The sequence below is a fragment of the Streptomyces sp. NBC_00080 genome, assembly GCF_045041255.1.
Lineage (GTDB): Bacteria > Actinomycetota > Actinomycetes > Streptomycetales > Streptomycetaceae > Streptomyces > Streptomyces coriariae.
Genome location: NZ_CP108235.1, coordinates 1538333 through 1557638, shown reverse-complemented (window position 1 = coordinate 1557638; position 19306 = coordinate 1538333). Strand labels below are relative to the sequence as shown.

Annotated in this window: 13 protein-coding genes; 6 read left to right on the top strand and 7 right to left on the bottom strand. The window is 72.9% G+C overall.

Features of this window, described 5'->3' with window-relative positions:
- Window positions 1–39: 39 nt before the first annotated feature.
- Both OHU34_RS06915 and OHU34_RS06910 read right to left on the bottom strand, forming a co-directional pair.
- Window positions 40–840 carry an N-formylglutamate amidohydrolase gene (locus OHU34_RS06915; protein WP_405765382.1) on the bottom strand — a complete coding sequence of 267 codons (801 nt, stop codon included), beginning with the start codon at window positions 838–840 and terminating at the stop codon, window positions 40–42.
- 218 nt (window positions 841–1058) lie between these two features.
- Complete coding sequence (locus OHU34_RS06910; RefSeq protein WP_142267217.1) at window positions 1059–3278, bottom strand: NADP-dependent isocitrate dehydrogenase; 2220 nt, start codon at window positions 3276–3278, stop codon at window positions 1059–1061.
- A 209-nt stretch (window positions 3279–3487) separates the two neighbouring features.
- Between OHU34_RS06910 and OHU34_RS06905 the strand changes: the two genes are divergently transcribed.
- Window positions 3488–5053 (top strand): M1 family metallopeptidase, encoded by a 1566-nt coding sequence (locus tag OHU34_RS06905; RefSeq protein ID WP_142267218.1) that lies wholly within the window; start codon window positions 3488–3490, stop codon window positions 5051–5053.
- A 27-nt stretch (window positions 5054–5080) separates the two neighbouring features.
- On the opposite strand, the gene OHU34_RS06900 is transcribed toward OHU34_RS06905, so the two are convergent.
- The 3 genes from OHU34_RS06900 to OHU34_RS06890 form a co-directional block, all read right to left on the bottom strand.
- The gene (locus tag OHU34_RS06900) at window positions 5081–6178 is read right to left on the bottom strand and encodes a mechanosensitive ion channel family protein (RefSeq protein ID WP_020127481.1); all 1098 of its coding nucleotides are present in this window, start codon (window positions 6176–6178) and stop codon (window positions 5081–5083) included.
- A 201-nt stretch (window positions 6179–6379) separates the two neighbouring features.
- Complete coding sequence (locus tag OHU34_RS06895) at window positions 6380–7948, bottom strand: amino acid permease (RefSeq protein WP_230196646.1); 1569 nt, start codon at window positions 7946–7948, stop codon at window positions 6380–6382.
- Window positions 7949–8067: 119 nt separating this feature from the next.
- Window positions 8068–9063, bottom strand: a complete 996-nt coding sequence (locus OHU34_RS06890) for a hypothetical protein (protein ID WP_142267219.1) — start codon at window positions 9061–9063, stop codon at window positions 8068–8070.
- Between the two features lie 309 nt (window positions 9064–9372).
- On the opposite strand from OHU34_RS06890, the gene OHU34_RS06885 reads away from it, so the two are divergent.
- Genes OHU34_RS06885 through OHU34_RS06875 form a run of 3 tightly spaced genes read left to right on the top strand, consistent with a single transcriptional unit; the run spans window position 9373 to window position 13483 of the window.
- Window positions 9373–10812, top strand: coding sequence for an FGGY family carbohydrate kinase (locus OHU34_RS06885; protein WP_405765377.1), 1440 nt, complete (start codon window positions 9373–9375; stop codon window positions 10810–10812).
- A complete protein-coding gene (locus OHU34_RS06880) occupies window positions 10809–12173 on the top strand; it encodes an FAD-dependent oxidoreductase (protein WP_142267221.1) in 1365 nt (454 codons plus the stop codon). The genes OHU34_RS06885 and OHU34_RS06880 overlap by 4 nt, the downstream gene beginning before the upstream one ends.
- On the top strand, window positions 12170–13483 hold the full coding sequence (locus OHU34_RS06875; RefSeq protein ID WP_405765375.1) for an NAD(P)/FAD-dependent oxidoreductase: 1314 nt from the start codon (window positions 12170–12172) through the stop codon (window positions 13481–13483). Before OHU34_RS06880 ends, OHU34_RS06875 begins: the two co-directional genes overlap by 4 nt.
- A gap of 24 nt (window positions 13484–13507) precedes the next feature.
- On the opposite strand, the gene OHU34_RS06870 is transcribed toward OHU34_RS06875, so the two are convergent.
- Window positions 13508–14431 carry a lysylphosphatidylglycerol synthase transmembrane domain-containing protein gene (locus OHU34_RS06870; RefSeq protein WP_142267222.1) on the bottom strand — a complete coding sequence of 308 codons (924 nt, stop codon included), beginning with the start codon at window positions 14429–14431 and terminating at the stop codon, window positions 13508–13510.
- A gap of 231 nt (window positions 14432–14662) precedes the next feature.
- Here OHU34_RS06870 and OHU34_RS06865 point away from each other — a divergent pair, with 231 nt between their 5' ends.
- Window positions 14663–16549 carry an ABC transporter ATP-binding protein gene (locus tag OHU34_RS06865; RefSeq protein ID WP_142267223.1) on the top strand — a complete coding sequence of 629 codons (1887 nt, stop codon included), beginning with the start codon at window positions 14663–14665 and terminating at the stop codon, window positions 16547–16549.
- A gap of 57 nt (window positions 16550–16606) precedes the next feature.
- Here the strand turns inward: OHU34_RS06865 and OHU34_RS06860 are convergent, their stop codons facing one another.
- Entirely contained in the window at window positions 16607–17476 is an 870-nt protein-coding gene (locus tag OHU34_RS06860; RefSeq protein WP_200839871.1) for an SCO6745 family protein, read from the bottom strand.
- Window positions 17477–17677: 201 nt separating this feature from the next.
- On the opposite strand from OHU34_RS06860, the gene OHU34_RS06855 reads away from it, so the two are divergent.
- Window positions 17678–19294: a molybdopterin-dependent oxidoreductase gene (locus OHU34_RS06855; RefSeq protein WP_230196642.1), complete on the top strand. Its 1617-nt coding sequence runs from the start codon at window positions 17678–17680 to the stop codon at window positions 19292–19294.
- The last annotated feature ends 12 nt before the right edge of the window (window positions 19295–19306 follow it).

Genomic DNA, 19306 nt, shown 5'->3' with positions numbered 1-19306 from the left:
CCGGCCGTCCGGGACCGCGAGCCGCAGCCCCGGCAGTCGTCAGGCGGACAGGGTGTCCACGAGGGCCGCGAGTGCCGAGGCGAGCCGGGTGAGGCCCGGCCCGGCCGGTCCGCCCGGCTCGGTCATGTACGTGTCCCGCCGGATCTCCACCATCAGCGCGTTCACCCGCGGTTCCTTGCCGTAGTGCTCCAGGGGCACGTAGGCACCGGCGAACGGGCTGTCGAGCCCGGTTTCGCCGACCGTCTCCCCGAACGCCTTGCGCGCGGCGGCGAGCAGCTCGGGCGGGGTGTGGAAGGCGTCGGTGCCGAGGCAGACCGGCGGCCGCGGTCCCTCGCCGTGCAGCTCGTAGGGCAGCGGCTCGGTGGGGTAGGAGTGCACATCGACGACCACGGCCCGTCCGACGGCCGCCAGCCGCTCGGCGACGGCGTCGGTCATCGCCCGCGCGTACGGCCGGAAGTAGCGGGCGACGAGCGGCTCGGGGTCGGTCTCCTGCGGTCGCAGCACCTCGCGGTGCGTGGTCCGCGTGTACACGGCCCCCATGCCGACGGCCCGCATCTCCTCGCGCTCGTCCGGGAACCGCTCCGGATCGACGACCAGCCGCGACAGCCGGTTCACGAACCGCCAGGGCGTCACTCCCGCCAGCCGCGCCGCCGCCTCGGCGATCTCCGCGGTGTGCGAGTCGGTGATGTGGTCCAGCTCCCGCTCCAGCGCCCCGTCGTCCAGCACGATGCCCGCCCGCACCCCGGCCGGTATCTCCCGCGCCGAGTGCGGCACATGAAGGATCACCGGCGAGTCGGCGGCGCCGGGGAGGAAGGAGAAGGACGGTGCGTCAGAGGTCATGAGGCTGCTCCGGGGGCGTGGACGGTGGGAGTGGCGCGTGATCAAGATGCCATATCGGCCCGTCCGGGCGCCCCGTGCAGTCGTCGCCGTCACGGAAGCCGGCTTCCCGAGGGCCGACGACCGAATACCGGTGGCCGAGGGGCTTTCGAGCGGTGCCGGACACACGGCCGCCCCGGCCGGGAGGGACCCGGCCGGGGCGGAGGTGGTGTTGCGGTGCGTCAGCTCAGGGACGCCAGGGCCTCGTTCCAGGTGGCGGACGGGCGCATGAACGCCGCCGCCTTCGCCGGGTCGGGCTGGTAGTAGCCACCGATGTCGGCGGGCTTGCCCTGGACGGCGTTCAGCTCGTCGACGATGGTCTGCTCGCTCGCCGCGAGGGTCTCGGCGAGCGGGGCGAAGGCCTTGGCCAGGTCCGCGTCGTCGGTCTGCGCGGCCAGCTCCTGCGCCCAGTACAGGGACAGGTAGAAGTGGCTGCCGCGGTTGTCGATGCCGCCGACGCGACGGGTCGGGGACTTGTCCTCGTTCAGGAAGGTCGCCGTGGCGCGGTCCAGCGTGTCGGCCAGGACCTTGGCACGGGTGTTGCCCGTGAACTCGGCGTACTGCTCGAAGGAGGGCACGAGCGCGAAGAACTCGCCCAGGGAGTCCCAGCGCAGGTAGTTCTCCCTGACCAGCTGCTGGACGTGCTTCGGCGCGGAGCCGCCGGCGCCCGTCTCGAACAGGCCGCCGCCCGCCATCAGCGGGACCACCGACAGCATCTTGGCGCTGGTGCCCAGCTCCAGGATCGGGAAGAGGTCGGTCAGGTAGTCGCGCAGCACGTTGCCGGTGACGGAGATGGTGTCCTCGCCGCGGCGGATGCGCTCCACCGACAGCTTGGTCGCCTCGACCGGGTTGAGGATCCGGATGTCCAGGCCCTCGGTGTCGTGCTCCGGCAGGTACGCGTTGACCTTGGCGATCAGGTTCGCGTCGTGGGCGCGGGTCTCGTCCAGCCAGAACACGGCCGGGTTGCCGGTGGCGCGGGCGCGGGTGACGGCCAGCTTCACCCAGTCCTTGATCGGCGCGTCCTTGGTCTGGCAGGCGCGGAAGATGTCGCCCGCGGAGACCGTCTGCTCGATCAGCGCGTTGCCGGCCCGGTCGACGAGGCGGACCGTGCCGGTGGTCGGGATCTCGAAGGTCTTGTCGTGGCTGCCGTACTCCTCGGCCTTCTGTGCCATGAGGCCGACGTTCGGGACGGAGCCCATGGTCGACGGGTCGTAGGCGCCGTGGGCGCGGCAGTCGTCGAGCACGGCCTGGTAGACGCCGGAGTAGGAGGAGTCCGGCAGCACCGCGAGGGTGTCGGCCTCCTGGCCGTCCGGGCCCCACATGTGACCGGAGGTGCGGATCATGGCCGGCATCGAGGCGTCGACGATCACGTCGGACGGGACGTGCAGGTTGGTGATGCCCTTGTCGGAGTCGACCATGGCCAGCGCCGGGCCCTCGGCGAGCTCGGCGTCGAAGGAGGCCTTGATCTCGGCGCCCTCCGGCAGGGACTCCAGGCCCTTGTAGATGCCGCCCAGACCGTCGTTCGGGGTCAGGCCGGCCGCGGCGAGCGTCTGGCCGTACTGCGCGAAGGTCTTCGGGAAGAAGGCGCGGACCACGTGACCGAAGATGATCGGGTCGGAGACCTTCATCATCGTGGCCTTGAGGTGCACGGAGAACAGCACGCCCTCGGCCTTGGCCCGGGCGATCTGCGCGGTGAGGAACTCGCGCAGCGGCGCGACGTGCAGGACGGAGGCGTCGACGACCTCGCCCTCGAGGACCGGTACCGACTCGCGCAGCACCTTGGTGGAGCCGTCGTCGCCGACCAGCTCGATCCTCAGGGAGCCGGCCTCGGAGATCACGACCGACTTCTCGGTGGAGCGGAAGTCGTCCACGCCCATGGTGGCGACGTTGGTCTTGGACTCCGGCGACCAGGCGCCCATGCGGTGCGGGTGGGTCTTCGCGTAGTTCTTGACCGACGCGGGGGCGCGGCGGTCGGAGTTGCCCTCGCGCAGGACCGGGTTCACGGCGGAGCCCTTGACCTTGTCGTAGCGGGCCTGGATCTCCCGCTCCTCGTCGGTCTTCGGGTCGTCCGGGTAGGCCGGCAGCGCGTAGCCCTGCGCCTGGAGCTCGGCGACCGCGGCCTTGAGCTGCGGGATCGACGCCGAGATGTTCGGCAGCTTGATGATGTTGGCCTCGGGCGTCTTGGCCAGCTCACCGAGCTCGCTCAGCGCGTCCGGGATCCGCTGGTCCTCGGTCAGGTACTCCGGGAACACGGCGATGATCCGCCCGGCCAGCGAGATGTCCCGCGTCTGGACGGCGACACCCGCCTGCGAGGCGTACGCCTGGACCACCGGCAGGAAGGAATACGTCGCCAGGGCCGGGGCCTCGTCAGTGTGCGTATAGATGATGGTCGAGTCAGTCACCGGGTGCTCCGCTCCACGTCTGCAACATTGCTCGACATCAAGATATCTCGTGACCGGCGTCGGCTCGACAGGGGTCTCCTCACACCCCGGGATGTCCGGGTGGTCCGGCGGGGCAACCGAAGCGTCCGTTCTCGTGGTCATGCAGGTGACAGCGTCGACCTCATCCGACGGCCGGACCGACCACCCGGCCGCCCGAGCGAAAGCGGACCATGAGATATCGCAGCAGAGTGACGGCCCCGGTGGCCGCACTGATCGGCACGACGGCGGTTCAGGCCGGGGGAAACCCGGCGTACGCGGGCGTGAGGGCCGATGACGCCCCGGCCCCCGAGACCGTTCCCGAGACGGCTCCCGAGACCCTCGGCGACCCTGTCTTCCCGGCCCTCGGCAACGACGGCTACCGCGTCGACGCCTACCACCTCGACTTCTCCTACGACCCCTCGACCGCCCTGGTCGACGCCTCGGCGACCCTGGAACTGCGCACCACCCGGGCCCTCACCCGCCTTTCGCTGGACGCTCTGGGTCTGGACATACGCACGGTCCGCGTCGACGGCCGCACGGCCACCTTCGAACAGGTGGACGAAAAACTGCGGATCACCCCGGCCCGGCCGCTGCCCGCCCGGGCCCGGGTCACCGTGGGCGTGACGTACACGGCGGACCCGCGCCGTGCGCTCGCGCACACCGCGTGGGTGCCGACGGCGGACGGGTTCGCGATCTGTCCCCAGCCGGACTCGGCGCACACCGTCTTCCCCTGCAACGACCACCCGTCGGACAAGGCGGACTTCACCTTCCGCATCACCGTCCCGTCCGCCCTGCGGGCCGTCGCGAGCGGCTCGCCGGTGTGCACCGAGGATCTGGCCGGCGACCGGACCGCGTACACCTACCGCTCCCGCTCGCCGATCGCCACCGAGCTGGTGCAGATCACCGTCGGCGACTATGTCGTGAAGGAGCGTCGGGGGCCGCACGGACTGCCGCTGCGCGACGTCGTCCCGACCGCGCGGGCCGAGGCCCTGGAGCCCGCCCTCGCGCTCACCCCGGGCCTGGTCGAGTGGATCGAGGAACGGCTGGGGGCCTACCCGTTCGAGACGTACGGACTGCTGCCCTGCAACTCCGACGACCCGAGCGCCTTCGACTTCACGGGCCTGGAGACGCAGACCCTCACCCTGTACAAGCCGAACTATCTGCTCCAGGCGGAGCCGAAGATCGGCTCGCACATGATGCACGAGCTGGTCCACTCCTACTTCGGCAACAGTGTCAGCCCCGCCACCTGGGCCGACCTGTGGCTCAACGAGGGCCACGCCGACTTCTACGGGCTGCTCTACCGCTACGAGCGGGGCTGGGCGGACTCCCTGGGCCTGACCACCTTCGAGGCCCGGATGAAGGACACCTACGCGCGCGGCGACCAGTGGCGCAAGAGCTCCGGCCCGGTCGCCGCGCCGAACGCGGCCAACCTCTTCGACAGCCAGCGCTACCTGGGCGGCGTCCTCGTCCTGTACGCGCTGCGGCAGCTCATCGGCGAGGACGCCTTCCACGCGGTCGAGCGGGCCTTCCTGGCCCGCCACCGCAACTCCTCGGCGTCGACGCAGGACTACATCGCCATCGCCTCGCACACCTGCGGGCAGGACGTGTCGGGCTTTCTGCAGGACTGGCTGTACGGCACGACGACACCGAGGATGCCCGGCCATCCGGACTGGACGGTCTCCCCGGTGACGCCGTCCCTCACCGCCCCGCGCCGGCAGGCGGGCGCGCGTTGGCACGAGAACTCGGCCACGCTCTGACCCGGCGGCCGACGCCCTCGGCCGCCGTCAGTCGTGCAGGGCGGTCATCCCGCCCTGCACGAAGTCGTCGCCGGTCCGCTGCTGCGGGATGACGACCGTGCCCGACTGCAACGCCACCGTGCGGGCCGGCGCCGGGATCCGGATGCCCTCCTCGCGGTAGCGGCGGTGCAGCCGCTTGATGAACTCGTGCTTGATCCGGTACTGGTCGCTGAACTCGCCGACGCCCAGGATCACCGTGAAGCCGATCCGCGAGTCGCCGAACGTGTGGAAGCGGATGGCGGGTTCGTGGTCCGGGAGGGCGCCGTCGACGCCCGTCATGACCTCCGCGATGACCTCCGAGGTCACCCGTTCCACCTGCTCCAGGTCACTGTCGTAGGCCACGCCCACCTGCACCAGGATCGTCAACTGCTGCTCGGGACGCATGTAGTTGGTCATGTTCGTCTTGGCGAGCTGCCCGTTGGGGATGACGACGAGGTTGTTGGAGAGGGCGCGCACGGTCGTCTGACGCCAGTTGATGTCCTCGACATAACCCTCCTCGCCGCTGCTCAGCTTGATGTAGTCACCGCGCTGGACGGTCTTGGAGGCCAGGATGTGGATGCCCGCGAACAGGTTCGCGAGGGTGTCCTGGAGGGCCAGCGCGACGGCCAGACCGCCGACGCCCAAGGCGGTGAGCAGCGGGGCTATGGAGATGCCCAGAGTCTGGAGCACCACCAGGAAACCGATCGCCAGGACCAGGATCCGGGTGATGTTCACGAAGATCGTGGCCGACCCGGCGACTCCGGAGCGCGAGGAGGTCACCGACTGCACGAGCCCGGCGACGACCCGCGCCGCCGACACGGTCACCACGAAGATCAGCAGCACCGTCAGGCACTGGTTGACGGTGTGCTGGACGGCCTTCGTCAGCGGCAGCACCGCTGCCGCGGCCGCCGCGCCACCGGCGATCATCGACCACGGCACCACCGTGCGCAGCGCGTCCACGACGACGTCGTCGCCGCTCCACCTCGTGCGCTTGGCGTGCTTCGCCAGCCAGCGCAGCAGCGTGCGGGACAGGAAGGCGGCCAACAGGCCGGTGGCCAGGGCGATTCCGGCGATGACCGAGTCGTCCAGGGTCAGGGCGCGGTTCACCGGTCACCTCCGGGAAGTCGATCCGCGGCACGGGGGGTCGCCGACGGCCGGATGTGAAGTCTCGTCACGATGTCACCTGTTCGGTTCCGGGATGTGCGGTCGCGCCCGCCGTCAGCGCAGCGGGCGCGACCGCTCATCCTGCCGTATCCGGCACGGGAGTTCGTACCCGAGGATCCGGTCGCGGTGGCGGGATCCCGCAGCTCAGACGATTCCCTCGGCCAGTTCGGCCTGCTCGCGGTCCGATCCGTAGGCCGCCGTGGTGGGCGTCCCGTACGAACGGCGGGCCACGAACCACCACACCGTGGCGAGGAGCAGTACGACGGCCAGCGCCACGGACGCGTAGTTCATCGTGTCCACCGTCACCGGCGACGACTGGGGCAGGCAGAACAGGACCGTCACACAGGCCACCCACACCACGGCGACCCACCCGACCGGACGGCTCCAGCGGCCCAGATGCCACGGCCCCGGCCGGAAACGGTCCCCGGCGCGCAGCCGCAGCAGCACCGGGATGGCGTACGCGGGCGTGATGCCGATGACGTTGATGGCGGTGACCGCCCCGTACGCCGTCGCCGAGTACAGGGACGGCAGGGCGAGCACACCCGCGACCGCCACCGACAGCCACACGGCGGCGACCGGCGTCTGGGTACGGCTGCTGACCTTGCGCCACAGATCCGAGCCGGGCAGCGCCCGGTCCCGGCTGAACGCGAAGACCATCCGGCTGGCGGCGGCGACCTCGGCGTTCCCGCAGAACAACTGGGCGGTGATCACCACGACCAGCAGCGCGCTCGCGCCGTCGGTGCCCAGCCCGTCGAGCAGGATCTGCGCGGGCGGCACGCCGGTGGCGGTGGCGCGGGTGGCGGCGTAGTCCTGGACGGCGAAGGTCAGCCCCGCCAGCAGCGCGAAGCCCGCGAGCCACGACACCCAGATGGAGCGCACGATGCCCTTGGCCGCCGCCACCGAGGCGTTGGAGGTCTCCTCGGAGAGGTGGGCGGAGGCGTCGTAGCCGGAGAACGTGTACTGGGCCAGCAGCAGCCCGATCGCGGCCACGTAGACCGGGTTGTGCCAGCCGGTGTCGTTCACGAACTCGGTGAACACGAACGACGGCGACCGGTGGTGGTCCGGGACGATCCACAGCGCGCCGACGATCAGCCCCACACCCGCCAGGTGCCACCAGACGGAGACGGAGTTGAGGACGCTGACCAGGCGGACCCCGAACAGGTTCAGCACGGCGTGCAGCAGCAGGATCGCCACGAAGATCAGCATCGTCTTCTCAGGCGTCGGCTCGAAGCCCCAGCGGAGATGGGCGAACGCGCCCACGAACAGCGCGGCGCCGTAGTCGATGCCGGCGATCGCGCCGAGCAGGCCGAGCAGGTTCAGCCAGCCGGTGTACCAGCCCCAGCGCCGGCCGCCGAGCCGGTCGGCCATGTAGTACAGGGCGCCGGAGGTCGGATAGGCGCTGGTGACCTCGGCCAGCGCGAGCCCGACGCAGAGCACGAACAGGCCGACGCCCGCCCAGCCCCAGAGCATCACCGCGGGGCCGCCCGCGCCCATGCCGAAGCCGTACAGGGTCATACAGCCGGACAGGATCGAGATCACGGAGAAGCTGATCGCGAAGTTGCCGAAGCCCCCCATCCGGCGGGCCAGCACCGGCCGGTAGCCGAGTTCGCGCAGCCGCTGCTCCTCGTCGGGACCGGGTACGACGGGAGTGGCGGGTACGGCGGGAGTGGCGGGTAAGCCGGGCAGATCCGAGGGATCGGAGACGCTGGACATGACAAACCTCCGGAGAAGGACGGGCCACGGGGAGCGCGGGGCAGCTGGGGAGGGAGTGGGAGGAGTGCAGGGGGAGGGGCGGAGGGGCGGAGGGTGATGAGCGAGGGACGCGGACGGTGTCAGGAACCGGGCCTCCGCGCCGGCGGCCGGCTGCGCGTACGGGCCTGGAGGAACACCTGCACGGCCTCCGCGTGATCCCCCGGGGCCGGGGCGCGGTACGCCCAGGGAAGCGGCGTGCAGTACGGGCCGATCGCGTCGAACACCTCGGCCGCGTCGGCGAAGCGGAGCGCTCCCCACAGGGCGTGCGCCAGGTGGTTGAGGTCGAGCGGCGAGCGTTCGGCGGGACCGGCGCGGTCGAACCACCCCTCCCGCGCCCGCAGTGCCTCCCGGGTCGCGTCCTCGGCCACCCAGTGCAGGTCGAGGGCGGCGCCGCGCCCGTCACCGCGCCGGTAGCGCTCGGCCCGCACGTACAGCGGCAGGACGTGCAGCGCGGAACCGGGTGGTGCGGTGCCCGCGACCCGGTGCGCGAAGCCCGCCGCCCCGGCCAGCCGCCCGGAGCCCGCCTGCGTGTACAGGAACTGGAGCATGCGGTGGTGCGCCTCGCGGTTGTGCGGATCGCGTCGGCCGGCCTCGTCCAGCAGCCCCCACGGGCCCGGCGGGAGGCTCGGCTCGGGCGGCGCCGCCCGGTGCTCCGCCCACAGCAGTCTGCGGTCCAGCTGGGCCAGCGCCAGCAGGCACACCCACGGCACCGGGTCCGGCGGCGCCGACCGGGCCGCCGACTGGCTCAGGTCCCAGGCCTCGATCCACAGTTCGTGCGTGCGCAGATGGCGCTCGCGATGCGCCCGCAGCGCCCGCTCGACGGCGACCCGGGCCTGCATCACCGTGGCGGGCACACTGTGCGGCTCCTCGGCGAGCCAGGCCCGCACCACGTCCGTCCCGGCCGCCGCGGCGGCCAGCACCTGGGTGCGCCGCGTCCACTGGCACCACGCCGTGGTGCGCTCCAGAAGGACGCGCATCGACAGCCAGCGCCCGGTGCGGACCTCCTGGAGAGCGGCCCGCAGCTCGCCGTCGTGCCCGGCGGGGTCGTAGGCCGGCCGTGCTCCGTCTCTCGTCATCAGCCACCTGCCCGCGGGCGTGGTACCGGCACGACGGCAGAGTGGAGTAACAACAGCCCTCCTCGGGGCGGCGGATGGAGCGGCGGATGAGGAGATCGCGTCGGTCGGCCGTCACTATAGAGGCGCCGCAAACGCGTCACACTCGTTTCCCGCTCGATCCAACTCTCCTTTTGCACAACTCATTTGACTGGCCATCAGCCAGCGAACGAGGGTCGGGTCGCCGCTGGTCGGGGGCCTCTTGACGGGACCCGTGGCCCGACGGCAGGCTGGCGCCCCGTGATCACCGACCGATCACCGAGGGAGGGCACGATGACGGGTCCGGTACTCGCCGTCGACCAGGGCACCTCCGGCACCAAGGCCCTGGTGATCTGCCCCGAACGAGGCGTGATCGGCACCGGGTTCGCCGCCGTGCACCCCCGCTACCCACCCGGCGGGCTGGCCGAGGTCGACCCCGGCGCGCTGTACGACTCGGTCGTCGCCGCCGGCCGTCACGCGCTGGCCGAGGCCCGCGAGCCCGTCGTGGCGCTCGGCCTCGCCAACCAGGGCGAGACCGTCCTCGCCTGGGACCCGGCCACGGGCCGTCCGCTCACCGACGCCCTTGTCTGGCAGGACCGCCGGGCCGCCTCCGTCTGCGCCGAACTGGAGCCGCACGCAGACGAGTTGCGCCACCTCACCGGCCTGCCCCTGGACCCGTACTTCGCCGCCCCCAAGATGGCCTGGATACGACGTCACCTCACCACCGAGGGGGTCGTCACCACCAGCGACGCCTGGCTCGTCCACCGACTGACCGGCGCCTATGTCACCGACGCCGCCACCGCGGGCCGCACCCAGCTGCTCGACCTGGACCGCTCGCGGTGGTCGCCGCGCGCCCTCGACCTCTACGGCCTGTCCGGCGAACGGCTCCCGGACATCGTCGACAACGCCCGACCGGTCGGCACGACCCGCGCGTTCGGCCCGGAGATCCCGCTCACCGGCCTCGCCGTCGACCAGCAGGCCGCCCTGTTCGCCCAACGCGTCACCACCCCCGGCGTCGCCAAATGCACCTACGGCACAGGGGCGTTCCTGCTGGCGCCGACCGGCGACACGGCCCGCCGCAGCGCCTCCGGACTGGTCGGCTGCGTCGCCTGGCGGCTCGGCGGACGTACCGCCTACTGTCTCGACGGCCAGGTGTACACCGCCGCCTCCGCCGTGCGCTGGCTCACCGGCCTCGGGGTCATCCAGGGCGCCGCCGACCTCGACACCGTCGGCGCCACCGTGCCCGACAGCGGCGGCGTCACCTTCGTGCCCGCCCTCGCCGGACTGGCCGCCCCCTGGTGGCGCGGCGACCTGCGAGGCTCCCTCACCGGACTCGGCCTGGACACCACCCCTGGGCATCTGGTGCGCGCCCTGTGCGAGGGCCTGGCCGCACAGATCGTGGAGCTGGCCGAGGCCGCGGCGGCCGACCTCGGCACGCCCGTGTCCACCCTGCGGGTCGACGGCGGCCTGACCCGCTCGGCCCTGCTCATGCAGACCCAGGCCGACCTGGCACAGTGCCGCGTCGAGGTGTCCCCGCTGCCCGACGCGACCGCCCTCGGCGCGGGCGCCCTGGCCCGCCTCGGCGTCACCCCCGGTCTGAGCGTCGCCGACGCGCTGCCCGACAGCAGGCCCTCGGCCGCGTACGAGCCGCGCATCCCGGCGGCGGAGGCGGCGCGGCGGCTGGGCGAATTCCGAGGAGCCGTAGCTGTGTTGCTGGAGAGGGAGCCGGTATGACGGTGACCTCCGACGGGCCGCTGCCCACGGCGCCGTACGACGTGGTGATCGTCGGCGCCGGGGTCGTCGGCTGCGCCATCGCGCGCGAACTGGCCCGCCGGCCCCGCCTGAAGGTGGCCCTCGTCGAGGCCCAGGACGACATCGGCCAGGGCACGTCCAAGGCCAACACCGCGATCCTGCACACCGGTTTCGACGCGGTCCCCGGCTCGCTGGAGGCCCGCCTGGTCCGTGAGGGCGCCGCCCTGCTAGCCGCGTACGCCGCCGAGTCGGGCATCCCCGTCGAGCCGGTCGGCGCGCTGCTCGTGGCCTGGGACGAGGAGCAGCTCGCCGCCCTGCCCCGCCTGGCGGAGAAGGCCGAGCGCAACGAGTACCAGGACGCGCGTCTGATCGGGGCCGCCGAACTGTACGCACGCGAACCACACTTGGGGCCCGGCGCGCTCGGTGCCCTGCACGTGCCCGGCGAGAGCGTCATCTGCCCCTGGACGACCCCGCTGGCGTACGCCACCCAGGCCGTGCGGCACGGCGTGGACCTGCACCTCGACTCCCCTGTCCGACAGGTGGACCGGCAGGGCGACACGCATCTGATCGACACCGGCCGGGGCACCCTGCGCGCCCGCTTCCTCGTCAACGCGGCCGGTCTGCACGCCGACGCGCTCGACCGGCTGCTCGGCCACGACGACTTCACCGTCACCCCGCGCCGCGGCCAGCTCGTCGTCTTCGACACGTTCGCCCGCGATCTCGTCCACCACATCCTGCTGCCCGTGCCCACGGCACTGGGCAAGGGCGTACTGGTCGCCCCCACGGTGTACGGCAACGTCCTGCTCGGCCCCACCGCCGAGGACCTGGACGACAAACGGGCCACGCATTCCACGGCCGACGGCCTCGCGGGACTGCGCGCGCGGGGCGGCCGCATCCTGCCCGGCCTCCTCGACGAGGAGGTCACCGCCGTCTACGCGGGACTGCGCGCCGCCACCGAGCACGACGACTACCGCATCACCGTCCACCCCGGTCGGGCCGGTGTCACCGTCGGCGGGATCCGCTCCACCGGTCTGACCGCGTCCCTCGCCATCGCCGCCCACGTCGTGGGCCTGCTCGAGACCGGGACCGGCCTCGACGCGGGACCGGTGCGCGAACTGCGACCGGTCCGGATGAACCGGCAGCGGACCGGCCCCGAGTACGGCATCCTCGTCTGCCACTGCGAACGCGTCTCCCGGGGGGCGATCCGCGACGCCCTCGCCGATACGATCCCGCCGCGCACCCTCGACGGACTGCGCCGCCGCACCCGGGCCCGCGCGGGCCGCTGCCAGGGCTTCCACTGCGGGGCGGCCGTGCGGGCCCTGCTGGAGGAGGCGCGGACATGACCGGCCCGGAATCGACCGGAGCGCAGATGACCGACCCGGAAACGACCGGAGCACGCCGGGTCGACGTCCTGGTCGTCGGCGCGGGCCCCGCGGGCCTCGCGACCGCCGCCCGGCTCGCCGCCGCCGGAGCGGGCCGCGTCGAGATCGTGGACCGGGAGACACGGGCCGGGGGAGCGCCGCGGCACTGCGCGCACGGCGGCTACGGCACCCTGCTGCATCCCCTCACCGGCCCCGCGTACGCCCGGCTGCTGGTCACCGCGACCCGAGAGGCGGGCGCGACCGTCCGCACCGGTGTGACGGCCCTGGACTGGGCCGGCCCCCTCGCCCTGCACACCCTCGGAGCCGAAGGGCCCGGGACGATCACCGCACGGGCGGTCGTCCTGGCCACCGGTGCCCGCGAACGCCCCCGAGCGGCCCGTCTGGTGCCCGGCACCCGCCCGGCCGGCGTCTACACCACCGGCGAACTCCAGCAGGCCGTACACCTCTACGGGCAGCGGATCGGTACCCGCGCGGTGGTGGTCGGCGCGGAGGACGTCTCGTACGCCGCCGCCGACACCGTACGGGCCGCCGGAGCCACGGTCGTGGCGATGCTCACCGACCTCCCCGGCCCGCAGACCACCCCGGCCCGCGCCGCCGACTCCCGGCTGCGCCATGGCACTCCGCTCCTCACCGGCACCGCGGTCGCCGAACTGCTGGGCCAGGGCCGCCTGTCGGGAGTGCGGGTGCGGCACCGCCACGGCCGTACGGCCGTACTGCCCTGCGACACCGTCGTGTTCACCGGCGACTTCGTCCCCGAGCACGAACTGGCCCGGCGCGGCGGGCTCATCCTGGACCCCGGCACCCGCGGCCCGGCCGTCGACGGTGCCCTGCGCACCTCACGCCCCGGTGTCTTCGCCGTCGGCAGCGTGCTGCACGCCGTGGAGAGCGCGGCGACCGCGGTCCGTGAGGGCACCCACGCCGCCGGTGCCGTCCTCGACCACCTCGCGGCCACCGGTCGTCCTTCGGGCGCCGAGCGAGCCGAGCGAGCCGAGCGAGCAGACCGCGCCGACGCCGTGCCGCTCCTCGTGGACCCGCCGCTGCGCTGGGTCGCCCCGAACCGCGTCACTCCGGCGGACCGCCTCCCCTACGTCCTGCGCACCGCGACCCGACTGACCCGCCCCGTCCTGCACGTCACCCAGAACGGGCGCGTGCTGCACAGGGAACGGCTGTGGACGGCCGCCCTGCCGAACCGCACCCTGCGCCTGCCGGCCGGCTGGACGCACCGGGTCGACCCGGGGGACGGTCCCGTCCACGTGAGCGTCCGGGCGTGAGGCGGCCCAGGCCTCGCGGGTGCCTCAGATGACCTTCATCCGTACCAGCACACCGAGCGTCAGCGCCCCCGGCACCAGCGGCAGCCACACCGTGATGATCCGGTAGCCGAGCACCACGGCGGTGGCCAGGGCCACCGGACCGCCCGCCGCCACCAGTGCCACGATCAGCGCCGCCTCCACCGAACCGATCCCGCCCGGCGTCGGGACCAGCGCGACCGCCACCGTCGCCGCCAGGTACGCGACCGCCATGTGCGCCACCGGCACCGGCAGCCCCAACGCCTGCCCCACCGCGGCCAGACCGGCCGCCTGGAGCACCGGGAACGCCAGCGAGCCGCCCCACAGGGCCAGCGCCCGGGCCGGACGGGAGTGCACCGAGCGCGCCTCGCCCAGTGCGGTGCGCAGGAAGGAGCACACCGCCGACCGCAGCCGCCGCACGAGGGCGAGCGCGCCCGCCACCACCAGCACGGCCGCCCCGAGGACGCCCAGCAGCGGGCCGAGCGCCCCGCCGGGCAGCAGGGAGCCGATCCGCAGCGCGTCGGGGAAGACGAGCAGCAGCACGGTCAGCAGGCCCACCCGGGCCACGCCCTCCGCCATCAGATACAGCGCGAGGGCCGCGGAGGAGCGGGCCAGGGGCACTCCGCACACGGTCATGAACCGCAGGTTGACCGCGCTCGCGCCCAGCCCTGTCGGCAGCAGGTGGTTGGCCGCGCCGGCCGCGAACTGCGCGGCCAGCAGCCGACGTCCGGGCAGCCGCTCCACCACCGCGCCCTGCCGGGTGACGGCCGCCGCCACCCACGTCAGACAGGTCGCTCCGAGTGCGGCCAGCAGCCAGGGCCACTGCGCGCTCCGCAACTGCGCGAAGCCCTCGACGAGAACGGACCGGTGCCGCACCGCGACCACGGTGACGAGCAGGAGCGGAAGCAGACAGAGGACCTGACGCACCGGCACGCGCCGGGCCGGCCTGGCTGGGGGGAGGTGAACGGGAACAAGGGGAACGGGAACCACTGTCACACTCGGAGAGGTTCTCGGCACGGCGCCAACGGCGGGTTGCGGAAGCGGGGACGGAACATTACGTACGGTCATCGGGTCCCTCGTCTGATCCTGTGCCTGGTCCGCTGTCCGACGGGATGCGGCAAGAAGGTTGACCTCAAGGTTGCTTGAGGTCCTACGGTCACTCCCATGAGCATGGAGAGCACCGCCTGGACGCAGCTTTACAGCGTCATGAACGCCCGGCAGGAACGCCGCCCCTTCGACCGGGTGACATTGCGCCGCATCGGCGCATTCGCCCGCCCGCATCGCCGCCGGATCGCCACTTTCGTCCTGCTGGGGGTGCTGACCGCGCTGCTGGCCGTCGCCACCCCCGTCCTCGCCGGACGGGTCGTCGACGCGATCGTGTCGCACGGCGACGCGGACGCGGTCGTCCGGCTGTCGCTGCTCATCGCGGTCATCGCGGTGCTGGAGGCGGCGCTCGGCATCCTGGGCAGGAGGCTTTCGGCGACGCTGGGGGAGGGACTCATCCTCGATCTGCGCACGGCCGTGTTCGATCATGTGCAGCGGATGCCGGTCGCGTTCTTCACACGTACCCGTACGGGAGCGCTCGTCTCCCGACTCAACAACGACGTGATCGGCGCCCAGCGCGCCTTCAGCAACACCCTCTCCGGCGTGGTCTCCAACCTGGTCACCCTGGTGCTCACCCTTGCCGTCATGCTCACGCTGTCCTGGCAGGTCACCCTGCTCGCGCTGGCGCTGCTGCCGGTCTTCGTGCTCCCGGCCCGGCGGATGGGCAGCCGGATGGCGGGCATGCAGCGCGAGGCGGCCACGCTCAACGCGGCGATGGGCACCCGGATGACCGAGCGCTTCTCCGCGCCCGGCGCCACGCTGATCAAGCTGTTCGGCCGACCGGAGGAGGAGTCGGCGGAGTTCGCGGCCAGGGCCGCCCACGTCCGGGACATCGGCGTCCGTACGGCCACCGCCCAGTCGGTCTTCATCACCGCTTTGACGCTCGTCTCCGCCCTGGCCCTCGCCCTCGTCTACGGCCTCGGCGGCCATCTCGCGCTGAACGGCACCCTCGAACCGGGCGCCGTCGTCGCCCTCGCCCTGCTCCTGACCCGTCTGTACGCCCCGCTGACCTCCCTCGCCGGGGCCCGGGTTGAGGTGATGAGCGCGCTGGTCAGCTTCGAGCGGGTCTTCGAGGTGCTCGACCTGAAGCCGCTGATCGAGGAGAAGCCGGACGCCCGCGAGGTGCCGCCGGGCCCCGTCTCCGTCGAGTTCGACGAGGTCCGCTTCGGCTACCCGTCCGCCGACAAGGTCTCCCTGGCCTCCCTGGAGGAGGTCGCGGCCCTCGACTCCCGCGGCGGCGCCGAGGTCCTGCACGGCGTCTCCTTCCGCGCCGCTCCCGGGCAGACCGTCGCCCTCGTCGGCTCCTCGGGCGCCGGCAAGTCGACCGTCGCCCAGCTCCTGCCGCGCCTGTACGACGTCGACGCGGGCGCCGTCCGCATCGGCGGGGTCGACGTCCGTGACCTGAGCGCGAGCTCCCTGCGGGCCACCCTCGGCATGGTCACCCAGGACGGCCACCTCTTCCACGACAGCGTCCGCGCGAACCTGCTGCTGGCCCGTCCCGGGGCCACCGAGGACGAACTGTGGGACGCCCTGCGCCGCTCCCGCCTCGACGACCTCGTCCGCTCCCTTCCCGACGGCCTCGACACGGTCGTCGGGGAACGCGGCTACCGCCTCTCCGGCGGTGAGCGCCAGCGCATGACCATCGCCCGGCTGCTGCTGGCCCGCCAGCGCGTCGTCATCCTCGACGAGGCCACCGCGCACCTCGACAACACGTCCGAGGCGGCCGTCCAGGAAGCCCTCGCCGAGGCCCTCGCGGACCGTACGGCGATCGTCATCGCCCACCGGCTGTCGACCGTGCGCGCCGCCGACCTGATCCTCGTCGTCGAGTCCGGCCGGGTCGTGGAACGCGGCACCCACGACGAACTCCTCGCGGCCGGCGGCCGGTACGCGGAGCTGCACCGGACGCAGTTCGACCAGCCGGGGATGACGGAGGCGGCCGTGCGCTGAGGGGGTACCGGCGCGGCGCGCCGAGGGCCCCCGCTCCCCTCGGCGCCGTCCGGAAGGTCAGCGCTTGGCCAGCAGATCCGCCGGGAAGGCGCCGGCGGCGAGCGCGGTGCGTACGAAGCCCGTGCCGAGCTCGGTCAGCCGGGCCACGCCCTCCGCGCCCAGGTGTGCGTACGGGGCGCGGTCCAGCCGGTCCGTCTCCCGCTCGATCTCCTGGCGCAGCGCGCGGCCCTGCTCGGTCAGCTCCCCGTCCTTCTCCAGCAGGCCGCGCTCCCGCAGCCGGCCGGCCGCCGCGTCCCAGTCCTCCCGGCTCCAGCCGCGGGTGTCGAGCACCCACTTCGGAGACATGCCCTTGCCGGTAGCCGTGTGGGTCACCATGGCTTCCAGGCCGTCGAGTCCCGCGGCCATCAGCACGGCGAGGTGCCCGTCGCCCCGGTGCTCGCGCAGCAGCGTGGCCGCGTGCCAGTACGCCAGGTGCGGCTCCTCGGGGACCGGCAGGTCGGCGTGGGCCGAGTACAGGGGCCGGGCGCCGCGCGAGCAGGCCTCGGTGGCGCGCAGGGCGAGCCGTGCCGCCTCCGCCATCTCCGCGGACGCGACCACGTCCGCGCCCAGCTGGCGGCGCAGCGTCGAGTCGACGGCGCGCGTGCGTGCGGCCAGGACCTGTTCGGGCGTGGCCGACTCCCAGACCGCGGGCACGTGGCGGGCGACGAGTGTGTGCTTGTAGTTGTAGAAGGTCGCCGTCACCGCGCCGGCTCCCACCGGCCCCAACGCGGCCGCCCGCACGGCGAAGTTGACGGCCCGCGGGTGGGTGACGCCGAGCGCGCCCAGCTCCCGGCCCACGTCGGGGGAGAAGTAGTGCGTCGCGTGCAGCGAGTTGAGTGTGCTGTGGCAGTGGCGGCCCGCGCGCGGGTCCGGAGCGACGGTGGTCATGCCGGGCACGATACCGACCGGTCGGTAACTTTTCCAGGCCGGTGCACGAAGGTCGCACGGGGCTCCGCTCGGCCGCCGCGCCGCGCTTTTCCCCATAAAGGTCTGTCCGTTGCGGATCCGGACGCGGATTGGTCCAGGAAGAGAAATTCTCCGATCGGGTGATCGACCAATCCGTCCCGTGTTCAGGCCCGGATTCCCCACGTGACGAACAGCGAGAAGAAACAGCGCAATCCCGGTGACCGGACGCGGCCGGCGCTCGGTGCGTTCAGCGGCGTCATCGCGGGATTCGCCGCGCTCGCTGTCGCGGAACTGGTGTCGGGGTGGGTGCGTCCGCAGGCCGGTCCGGTCGTCGTGGTCGCAGGTGCGGCGATCGACCGCACGCCCGCGTCCGTGAAAACGTGGGCGATCCGGAATTTCGGGAGCAACGACAAACTCGTTCTCCAGCTCGGAATCCTTGTCGTACTCGCGCTGTTCGCCCTCGCCCTGGGGGTTCTCGCGCTGCGATATCGGCGGACCGGGTCCGCCGGAGTGCTTCTCTTCGGTGCCGTGGGCGCGGCAGCGGCGATCAGCCGCCCGGATCGCACGGGACTCACCGACACGCTGCCCTCCGCCGCGGGTGCGGTCGTCGGAGCCGGCCTTCTGTTCCTCCTTGTCGGCCGCCTCCGGATCCGGGGACCGGCGCCGAGCGGGCCCGGGGCCGCGGAAGGCGACACGTTCCGGAGGCCGCAGCGGGAACGCCGCGAGTTCGTGCTCGCGGCGAGCGCGGCCGTGGCCGCGTCCGTCGGGGCCGGAGCGCTCGGCCGGGCCCTGGTCGGGTCGAGCGGCCGCGACGCGGCCGCCTCCCGCAAGGACCTCGTACTGCCCGCCCCGGACTCGCCCGCCCCCGAGGTGCCCGCAGGCGCACAGGTGCGGATCCCCGGGGTCAGCTCCTTCACGACGCCCAACCAGGACTTCTACCGGGTGGACACCGCGCTGGTGGTGCCCAAGGTCGATGCGACCGCCTGGCGGCTGCGCATCCACGGCCGAGGGGTCGCCCGCCCGCTCACGTTGTCCTTCGACGATCTGTTGCGGCGGGACCTGATCGAGCGCGACATCACGCTCACCTGTGTGTCGAACGAGGTCGGCGGCCCGTACGTGGGCAACGCCCGGTGGATCGGCGTACGCCTGGCCGACCTGCTGGCCGAGTGCGGGGTCGAGCCTCCCTCTGCGGGAGGACCCGCCGACCAACTGGTCGCCCGGTCGGTGGACGGGATGACGTTCGGCAGTCCCGTCGAGGACGTGATGGACGGCCGCGACGCGCTGCTCGCCGTCGCGATGAACGGCGAACCGCTGCCCTTCGAGCACGGCTTCCCGGTCCGCATGCTGGTGCCCGGCCTCTACGGCTACGTCTCCGCCTGCAAGTGGATCAAGGACATCGAGCTCACCACGTTCGACGCCTACGACCCCTACTGGGTCACCCGCAAGTGGGCCCGCAGGGCGCCGGTCAAGACCCAGTCCCGCATCGACACGCCCAAGCCGTTCGCCCGCCCCGAGGCCGGCACCGTCATGGTCGCCGGGGTCGCCTGGGCCCAGCACCGAGGCATCGACAAGGTCGAGATCCGCGTCGACGACGGCCCCTGGCACCAGGCCCACCTCGCCGCCGAGGACTCCCGAGACACCTGGCGCCAGTGGTCCTACCCCTGGCAGGCCACCAAGGGCGCCCACACCCTCACCGTCCGCGCCACCGACCGCACCGGCGCGGTGCAGACCGCGGAACGCGCCCGCACGGTGCCCGACGGCGCCAGCGGCCGGCACTCCGTCGTGGTCACCGTCGCCTGACCGTCCCCGAGC

Coding starts and splice junctions, on each gene's coding strand:
- OHU34_RS06915 (WP_405765382.1), bottom strand. CDS start 840: ATGACCTCTGACGCACCGTCCTTCTCCTTCCTCCCCGGCGCCGCCGAC.
- OHU34_RS06905 (WP_142267218.1), top strand. CDS start 3,488: ATGAGATATCGCAGCAGAGTGACGGCCCCGGTGGCCGCACTGATCGGC.
- OHU34_RS06895 (WP_230196646.1), bottom strand. CDS start 7,948: ATGTCCAGCGTCTCCGATCCCTCGGATCTGCCCGGCTTACCCGCCACT.
- OHU34_RS06890 (WP_142267219.1), bottom strand. CDS start 9,063: ATGACGAGAGACGGAGCACGGCCGGCCTACGACCCCGCCGGGCACGAC.
- OHU34_RS06885 (WP_405765377.1), top strand. CDS start 9,373: ATGACGGGTCCGGTACTCGCCGTCGACCAGGGCACCTCCGGCACCAAG.
- OHU34_RS06880 (WP_142267221.1), top strand. CDS start 10,809: ATGACGGTGACCTCCGACGGGCCGCTGCCCACGGCGCCGTACGACGTG.
- OHU34_RS06875 (WP_405765375.1), top strand. CDS start 12,170: ATGACCGGCCCGGAATCGACCGGAGCGCAGATGACCGACCCGGAAACG.
- OHU34_RS06865 (WP_142267223.1), top strand. CDS start 14,663: ATGAGCATGGAGAGCACCGCCTGGACGCAGCTTTACAGCGTCATGAAC.
- OHU34_RS06860 (WP_200839871.1), bottom strand. CDS start 17,476: ATGACCACCGTCGCTCCGGACCCGCGCGCGGGCCGCCACTGCCACAGC.